We start from the raw sequence: 7,391 nt of genomic DNA, 5'->3' as shown, positions 1-7,391 counted from the left end.
GCCATCAGTATGGACGGCAAGGGCTGCTGGCGCGACAACGTGTTCGTTGAGCGCCTTTGGCGCTCGGTGAAATACGAGGAGGTATATCTGCACGCCTACGCATCGGTCCCCGAGGCCCGCGCCGGCATCGGCCGATACTTCGCATTTTATAATGGCATCCGGCCGCACTCAGCTCTTGGCGGCCGCACGCCCGACCAGATATACTTCGACCAGCCGCTTCTCGCAGCGGCATGATCAACCAGCGGCGATCCACTTATCCAAGCCGCGAGCCTGTGCAGACGACCGGAGCCACCTCTGAGCAACCGAGCTTCTTTTGCAGCTTGAACAGCGCCTCGAATGGGCGGTCGCGACCGGCTATGCGTTGCGAATGATATCCCAGCCGCCATGCTTTCCGGCTGGCGAACCGGTCTCCGCCGGGGGGCAGGTGGAGCGTAGCGACGCGCATGCCGTTGGCAGGGCAAATCATCCACCATCGCCGCCCGCCGTATTCCGGTTTCGTCGCGGCCAACTGGATCACCTGCTTGATCGTTTCCGGCTCGCGCCCATTAGGCGTGCGCGTGAAGTTCAGCGTCAGTGTCGGATCGTGGTCGTCCAGTAGCATGTAGGTGTAACCGATAGACCCGCATTGTTCGCTGCCGCGCGACCAGGTGAGGGTGCCGCCGCTCCCGTGATGGTCCTTGATCCAGCCGCGTCGAAACATCAGCGGCAGGTCGACTGAATGGCTTTGGTCTACCGTCGGTCGTCCGCCCCACCGTCCAGAATTATAGCCGCCCACGCCTTCGTCCCATCGACACATTTTCCTAGATCTATAGCATACTTTGTATGTTTTGGCGAAATTCGAGGACTTGGCGGCACGCCCACTTGCTAATTAAAACAGTGAATTACCCACTCTTATTTATTAGTCGCCCAACATATCTGCGCGCCTGTTGGTGCTGCTGGCGTGTAATGTAACGTTTCCACGGAGAATGAGGCTGCCGTCGGCGTCGGGGACCGCGACGTACGGAGCAACGAAGAGTTGCGACATAGTTCTTCTCCAGGTGAAAAAATCTGCGCTTGCGAGCCGAATGCGCTACGCCTCGGTGATGAAGAGGATGGTTGGATTGAGCGTCGTAGCGTTTTTGGCGGTCCCGGCCGTGAGCGCCCCACCCGTTCTGAAATGTGCTTGGTCGGAAGAGCAGCTGTGTCAAATAGGCGGGTGCAAATCCTACCCGGTCGACATAGTGTCGCAAGTCGATCTCGGTCGGCTGAAATATAGCCGTTGCGACAAAACTGGATGCGATACTTTCGCAATTCAGATTATCGGAACTCCGAACATTTTTAGAGTTATAGATGCCCCCGGTCGCGGGCTGTCGGTCCGTATCTCACCTGATAGCGCGGCTACCGAAACTGTTGGTTTCCTAAATGCCGTGTACGTGTCGCAGGGGAAGTGCAAGTGAAGGCTGCGTGGCTGAACAAATCCCGGTTTGTACTACGGGCGGTATCGGCCGGGCTCGCACCAAAAGCGGACGGTGACGCCTTTCTGCTGCTGAAATAGTTGCGACGCCAAAAGGCAGTTTTCGCGATTGTATGCTTCGCCATCCGTAGAATCGAAAGTCCCGACATGCAGTCGCATCGGAGGTCCCTCAGTCGCTGACGATCGATACAAGGTGTATGTTGAAGTCTGCGGGGAACACGCCGCAAGAAGGATTGTGCCGAGAAAAGAAGCCCGCTTCATGTCCAGACTTTACCAATTCGCTCGCCCTTTGTAAGTGCCGTTGTTCACTAACCCGAGCCGTGCACCGTTCGTACGGGACGCCCTTACGCGAGATGCTCCAACCGCACGGCTTGCGGTGATCCATCGTTCCCGGATGCCCACGCGGCTCGCCCGACGTTGTTGGTCGTTGAACACCGTTTGCCCACGATGCATCCACCCGGCTCCAACGCGCGATGCACAAGCGCGGCGGCGGCGGGAGCCGGTTCGGCACCCTTGGTTAGATAGCTGACCAGCGCGTCGAGATTGGCCGCGTATCCGAGCCCGGCACTTGATTTCACCGCCGCGCCTACGCATTGCCGCGCTTATGTTTTTCTTTAAAGGCCGCCCAGTTTGATGAGCGACACGACCGAACGATCCCCACCCACGGCAGTTTCCCAGAAGCGGGTTCTCCACGTGGGTTGCGGCCATCTTACCATCGCTCAGATGACCCCCGGATTTCGAGACGGAACGTGGGAGGAGGTTCGTTTCGATCTCGACCCAAATGTCTCTCCGGATATAATCGGTACCATTACCGACATGGGCGCAGTGGCGGATGCCAGCGTCGATGCCATTTATTCATCACATAACATAGAGCATGTTGAAACCTTCCAAGTCGTCCAGACCCTGAAGGAGTTTCACAGAGTTTTAAATAACGATGGCTTTGCGGCCATTACGTGTCCTGACATAGAATCTATCGCCTCTGTCATCGTAGAAGGCAGACTAGATGAACCACTTTATGTTTCAACTGCCGGGCCAATCTCACCGCTTGATGTGATATACGGTTTCGGAGCAGATATTGCGCGGGGTCGGCATTATATGGCCCACCGGACAGCATTTACGCGCGTTACGTTGCAAAATAGAATCCAAGAAGCCGGTTTTGCGTCAGTTATTATCGCGCGGCGTCCATCGCAATTTGACCTTTGGGCGGTTGCGACTAAATCGCCCACGCCCGAAGCACGGCTACGCGAGATGCTGCAAACATACGGCTTGCGCTGATCCATCGTTCCCGAGCGCCCACGCCGCCCGCCCGATGTTGTTCGTCGTCCCACACCGCTTGCCCACGATCGATCCACCCGGCTCCAACGCGCGATGCACAAGCGCGGCGGCGGCGGGGAGCGGTTCGGCACTTTTCGCCAGATAGCTGACCAGCGCATCGAGGTTGACCGCGTACCAGTCGGCGGCACTCGTGGCGGTATCGGCGAAGCCTCCAATGCGCCGCGTGAATTGAGCCCGCTTGCCCGGCGGCGCGCGCAAACCGTTCCGCCGCCGCCACCGCGCCACCATGAGCCAGAAAGGCCGTGCCAGCGCCTCAGGGACGTAAACCGCGACGTGGACGTGTGATCCTTTGCCCGCGCCCGTCTCTCGCACCCACAGCGCCGCAAATCCGCCCCCGTGATAGCAAACCCAATCGCGCCATGTTTATCAGCATGTCCCCGATGATCCGCGCCGCGTGTTCGTCCGCGACGCCCGCCGCCTCCAGGTGGAGCGTGACATGCCGATTGAGGGGAAGCCCGATTGCCCACGCATGCGCCGCCGCGCCGAACAGCAATTCCACCTGCCGCAGCGATAGCGCGTGGCTCACACGGTCGGCGCGATTGCGCGCGGGGATCTTGTGCGGAGGCGGGAGGACGTGCCCACTAGGATTGCGAGCGTGTATTCGTGCGCGCGTAGCAACCGGCGTGCCAGATTTAGAAATCCTCGCTTTTCCGCGCTTAACAATGCGTGATTTGGAGGTCATGTGCCTGGGTATTCCGCAGGTTTTTAAAACGGTCGGGCACGGCAGCGAACAACCGCGCCCGACCTAATTTCGGGATCGTGTCGCCGCCGCTATGCGGCTGGCAATGCCCCACCCGGCGGCATTCCGCCCGCGCCCGCTATCAGCGCCTCGCCAAGCGGTCGCATCGCCTCCAGCGGGATCGTGACGCCCTTGCGGGTGGCGGTCGGTTCACCCTCCCCCGCTACCCATTCGCGGATATCGAGAAAGCGGCTCCCGTTATATTCGGCAACCTTGGCGACTACGATCCGCCCACCCGGCTTGGCGCGTTCGAACAACGCGGGGCCGGTCATTGGTTCGCCTCCAGCCGCACGGGCGAACGGAGGACGTAGCGACCGTGCCACCCGCCCTCGTGATCCTCGCGAACCGTCTCCACGATTAAGTCGTGGTCGCGGCGCAGCTCGTGAACATAGGCCGCGAGCCGATAGGCCCATGTTCCGCATTCGAGGGAGGTAAGACCCAGCGACCCGGCCTTTACCAATTCGCGAAGCGTCCGCGCGACCTGCCCGCGCACGACGATGACGCCGCCGGGTCCGCTTGCGTAGAGAAAATGTGGCTTGCGGGCTCCCGTGCTGGCCGGGTAAGCTCGTCTCGTCGCGGTTATTCCCTTTCTCGCGATATCGCTCCCCTTGGCCGTTGCACCGGCCTTGGGGGGCATCTCTCCTACTCCGCTATGGTGCTGTCAGTCTAAAGCGAACTCGTCTCTCCACGATGGAGTCCGGTCTTTGAGGGCAGCCGCCTAGCTGGCAAGGAGTTGCCACTCGGCCAGTGCGGCCGAGCGGCGTTCCTTGAAGGTCTGGCGATCAACGAGATGGCGTTCGAGATTGAAGTGATTGTGGACGTTGGCGTGGACGGAGGCGAACTTCTGTAGCGACTTCATTCGTCGGAACCTGAGCATCGCTCGCTCGCGTCGTCGGAACGACAGGTGGCTGTTCTCGCACCTGTTATTGGCCCAGCGTCCCACCTCCTGCTTGTCAGCATTCCCCAGCTCTTTCATCGCAGCGCGGTAGGAGCGTAGGCCGTCGGTGGTGATCGCTTCAGGCGAGCCGTGACGCTTCAGCGTCTTTTTCATGAAGCGCAGTGCCGCTTCCTTGTCGCGCGTTTTGGTGATGTAGCTTTCGAGGATCTCGCCTTCCTGATCGACCGCACGCCAGAGGTAGACCATCTCGCCGTTCAGCTTCACGTACATCTCGTCGAGATGCCACCGCCAGTGGCGGAACCCGCGCATCCGCGAGACCCGCTGCCGGCGGATATCACCGGCGAACATCGGGCCGAACCTGTTCCACCAATGCCGCACGGTCTCGTGACAGATATCGATGCCGCGTTCGAACAGGAGGTCCTCGACGTTGCGCAACGACAGAGGGAAGCGAACGTACATCATCACCACCAGGCGGATGACCTCGGGCGACGAGTTGAAGTAGCGAAACGGGCTAGCGGGCTTGCGGGGGCGGGGCATCTCCGCTCGCTATTCGGCAGTTCCTAAAGATCGGTGCACTTGCTCTGACAGAGCCCGCAGCAGGGCGTGGACGCGACGATAGCCGTAGTAGGCAGGTCGGCGATGAGTGCGCGGATGTCATTTGGTTTGACAGCGCCTCATCGGCGCTACTTACTGTAGGCCGTCTAGACCCTATTCAGAAGGGGCCGCGTATGTGTGGGGGCACGCAGCAAAAATTCAAAACATCGCGACTTCTCGTTATCTCACTTGCCACCGTGACGTGGATGGGCGCTTCCCCTGCGTGGGCCCAGACCATCGCTTCTGGGCTGACCTCAACTGGAGTGGACGCCGTCAAGGCGGATGAGGACGAGATAATCGTGACGGCCCAGCGTCGCAGCGAGCGACTGAGCGACGTTCCGATTGCGGTCAGCGCCTTCAACGCAAATCAGCTGGCGACGTCAGGGGTCAACTCAACGATGGACCTCTCGATCGTCACGCCGGGCCTGCAGTTCGGTACGCAGGCTGCCTACGGCCAGCCGTTTCTGCGCGGTATAGGCACGACCGCCACGGGACCTGGCGTCGAAAGCCCGGTCGCGCTGTATGTGGACGGTGTGTACTACGGCGCGATGATCGGCTCGATCATAACCCTCAACAATGTCGAGCAGATCGAGGTGTTGAAAGGCCCGCAAGGTACCCTGTTCGGACGCAATGCGACCGGCGGTCTAATCCAGATAACGACAAAGGATCCCTCCCAGCAACCAGCAGGTTCCATCACTGCCGGCTACGGCAGCTACCGGACCGCGGTGGCAGATCTCTACCTGACCGGCGGGGTAGCGAGCACGCTTGCAGGCGATCTTGCCGTGCACTTCCAGGACCAGGGGAAGGGATTCGGGACCAATCTCTTTACCGGTAACGAGGTCAACAAGACCGTGGACCTTTCCGTACGGAGCAAATGGCTGTGGACCCCGTCGGCAGACACGTCGGTGCGGCTGAGCGTCGATTACCAGCACCAGACCTTTCGCCAGGCATACGTCCCCGCCCCGGGCACGAAGCCACCCGGCGACACTCCCTATACCGGGGATCTGCAAGGGCTGAACGGCATCTTCGACCCTGACGGACGATTGAACCAAGGGGGCATCAGCCTTCAAATCAAACACAGGTTCGGCAGTGCGGAGCTTATCAGCACAAGTGCCTATCGCGCTTCCAACGTATTCGTGAACTTCGATGGCGGCCTCACCCGAGACCCCAATTCAGTTCTCAACCTTCAGATCTTCGAAAAGCACGCTCAGCTCACTCAAGAGTTGCAGCTGAATTCAACTGGCGTGGGTGGTCTCAAATGGTCCACGGGCCTTTACCTTTTTCATGCCGACGGCAAATCCGATCCGCTGGTGATCACCACGCTTGGAGCTTTTGGGCCGGCTCCGGACGGCCTCAACAACATCTATGTTTCCTCGCAGCAGAAAACGGACTCGATCGCCATCTACGGTCAGACCACCGTCGAGGTCCTGCCAGCGACCAATCTCTCGACCGGGCTGCGCTTCACCACCGAACGTCGAAAGTTCGAAATTGGTGAGACGCTGGAAACCTTCTCTGGCGCTAAGTCATCGGTTCCTGCTGAGCGTGCTCAGAAGACATTCAGCAAGATGACCTGGCGACTTGCCCTCGACACCCGCCTGTCGCCCAATGCAATGGTCTACGGCTCCTATGATCGCGGTTTCAAAGCTGGCGGTTTCAACGATTATCTAACGCCGCCCCAGTCCTATGATCCCGAAACGGTACTGTCAAACTAACCAGAATCTGGTTAGTTTTGGCCAAATAGCGTTTGATGGACCGTGAGAAGAGCAAGAACGAAGAGCGAACTAGACAAGAACGAAACGAACAATTGGATGGCCAGATCGCACGGCTAACCAGATAGGCAAATGGCTGCCCCGTTGCTTTGACAGTGCCCGCGCGGACGCTGCCAGCTGGTCATTTCCAAAACCGTGCAAGACTTTGAAGGCGGGGATGCTGAGCGTCCGTCCGGTTCGAACAGCTAATGGGATGGGTATCTCGCCGATCCGCTGCGGTGAGCTAACTGCGCTAGCTGAGCTATCTGCCCGATGCCGACCGAACCGATTAAACACTGCCGGTGGCCTGCCTCGTCCGCCGCCAGGGTGCTGTCAGTCTAATGCGAACTCGTCTCCACACGATGCAGTTCGGGCTTTGGGGTCATAACTCAGCCGGCGAGTGCCTGCCACTCGGCCAGCGCGGCCGAGCGGCGTTCCTTGTAGGTCTGGCGGTCGACGAGATGGCGCTGGAGATCGAAGTGATTGTGGACATTGGCATGGACGCTGGCGAATTTTTGTAGCGACTTCATCTGCCGGAATCTGACCATCGCCCGCTCCCGTCGTCGGAACGGCAGATGGCTGTTCTCGACCCGATTGTTGGCCCAACGTCCGATCTCCTGCTTA

The 7,391-nt window shown here is 59.7% G+C and carries 9 protein-coding genes; 3 read left to right on the top strand and 6 right to left on the bottom strand.

The features are described 5' to 3' along the window. The coding region (locus EAH84_RS15450; RefSeq protein WP_140867210.1) for an integrase core domain-containing protein at nt 1–234 on the top strand (234 nt) is incomplete at its 5' end. A 19-nt stretch (nt 235–253) separates the two neighbouring features. Here EAH84_RS15450 and EAH84_RS15445 read toward each other — a convergent pair. Then, on the bottom strand, nt 254–775 hold the full coding sequence (locus tag EAH84_RS15445) for a hypothetical protein (RefSeq protein ID WP_140872866.1): 522 nt from the start codon (nt 773–775) through the stop codon (nt 254–256). Between the two features lie 1,311 nt (nt 776–2,086). Between EAH84_RS15445 and EAH84_RS15440 the strand changes: the two genes are divergently transcribed. After that, nucleotides 2,087–2,728, top strand: coding sequence for a class I SAM-dependent methyltransferase (locus EAH84_RS15440; RefSeq protein WP_140872865.1), 642 nt, complete (start codon nt 2,087–2,089; stop codon nt 2,726–2,728). On the opposite strand, the gene EAH84_RS15435 is transcribed toward EAH84_RS15440, so the two are convergent. The 4 genes from EAH84_RS15435 to EAH84_RS15425 all read right to left on the bottom strand — a co-directional run bounded on the left by EAH84_RS15435 (nt 2,693) and on the right by EAH84_RS15425 (nt 4,962). Then, entirely contained in the window at nt 2,693–3,100 is a 408-nt protein-coding gene (locus EAH84_RS15435) for a hypothetical protein (RefSeq protein ID WP_140872864.1), read from the bottom strand. The genes EAH84_RS15440 and EAH84_RS15435 overlap by 36 nt on opposite strands. Nucleotides 3,101–3,559: 459 nt before the next feature. Beyond that, on the bottom strand, nt 3,560–3,799 hold the full coding sequence (locus tag EAH84_RS16010; protein ID WP_161978430.1) for a transcriptional coactivator p15/PC4 family protein: 240 nt from the start codon (nt 3,797–3,799) through the stop codon (nt 3,560–3,562). Continuing rightward, nucleotides 3,796–4,164 carry a winged helix domain-containing protein gene (locus tag EAH84_RS16005; protein WP_161978429.1) on the bottom strand — a complete coding sequence of 123 codons (369 nt, stop codon included), beginning with the start codon at nt 4,162–4,164 and terminating at the stop codon, nt 3,796–3,798. The genes EAH84_RS16010 and EAH84_RS16005 overlap by 4 nt, the downstream gene beginning before the upstream one ends. A gap of 81 nt (nt 4,165–4,245) precedes the next feature. After that, nucleotides 4,246–4,962, bottom strand: a complete 717-nt coding sequence (locus EAH84_RS15425) for an IS6 family transposase (protein WP_140872862.1) — start codon at nt 4,960–4,962, stop codon at nt 4,246–4,248. A 191-nt stretch (nt 4,963–5,153) separates the two neighbouring features. Here EAH84_RS15425 and EAH84_RS15420 point away from each other — a divergent pair, with 191 nt between their 5' ends. Continuing rightward, a complete protein-coding gene (locus tag EAH84_RS15420; RefSeq protein ID WP_140872861.1) occupies nt 5,154–6,731 on the top strand; it encodes a TonB-dependent receptor in 1,578 nt (525 codons plus the stop codon). Nucleotides 6,732–7,156: 425 nt separating this feature from the next. Here the strand turns inward: EAH84_RS15420 and EAH84_RS15415 are convergent. Then, on the bottom strand, nt 7,157–7,391 hold a 235-nt coding region (locus EAH84_RS15415; RefSeq protein ID WP_140872860.1), incomplete at its 5' end, for a DDE-type integrase/transposase/recombinase.

The organism is Sphingomonas oligophenolica, from assembly GCF_006438955.1.
Taxonomy (GTDB): domain Bacteria; phylum Pseudomonadota; class Alphaproteobacteria; order Sphingomonadales; family Sphingomonadaceae; genus Sphingomonas; species Sphingomonas oligophenolica_A.
This window is presented reverse-complemented; position numbering and strand designations above follow the sequence as displayed.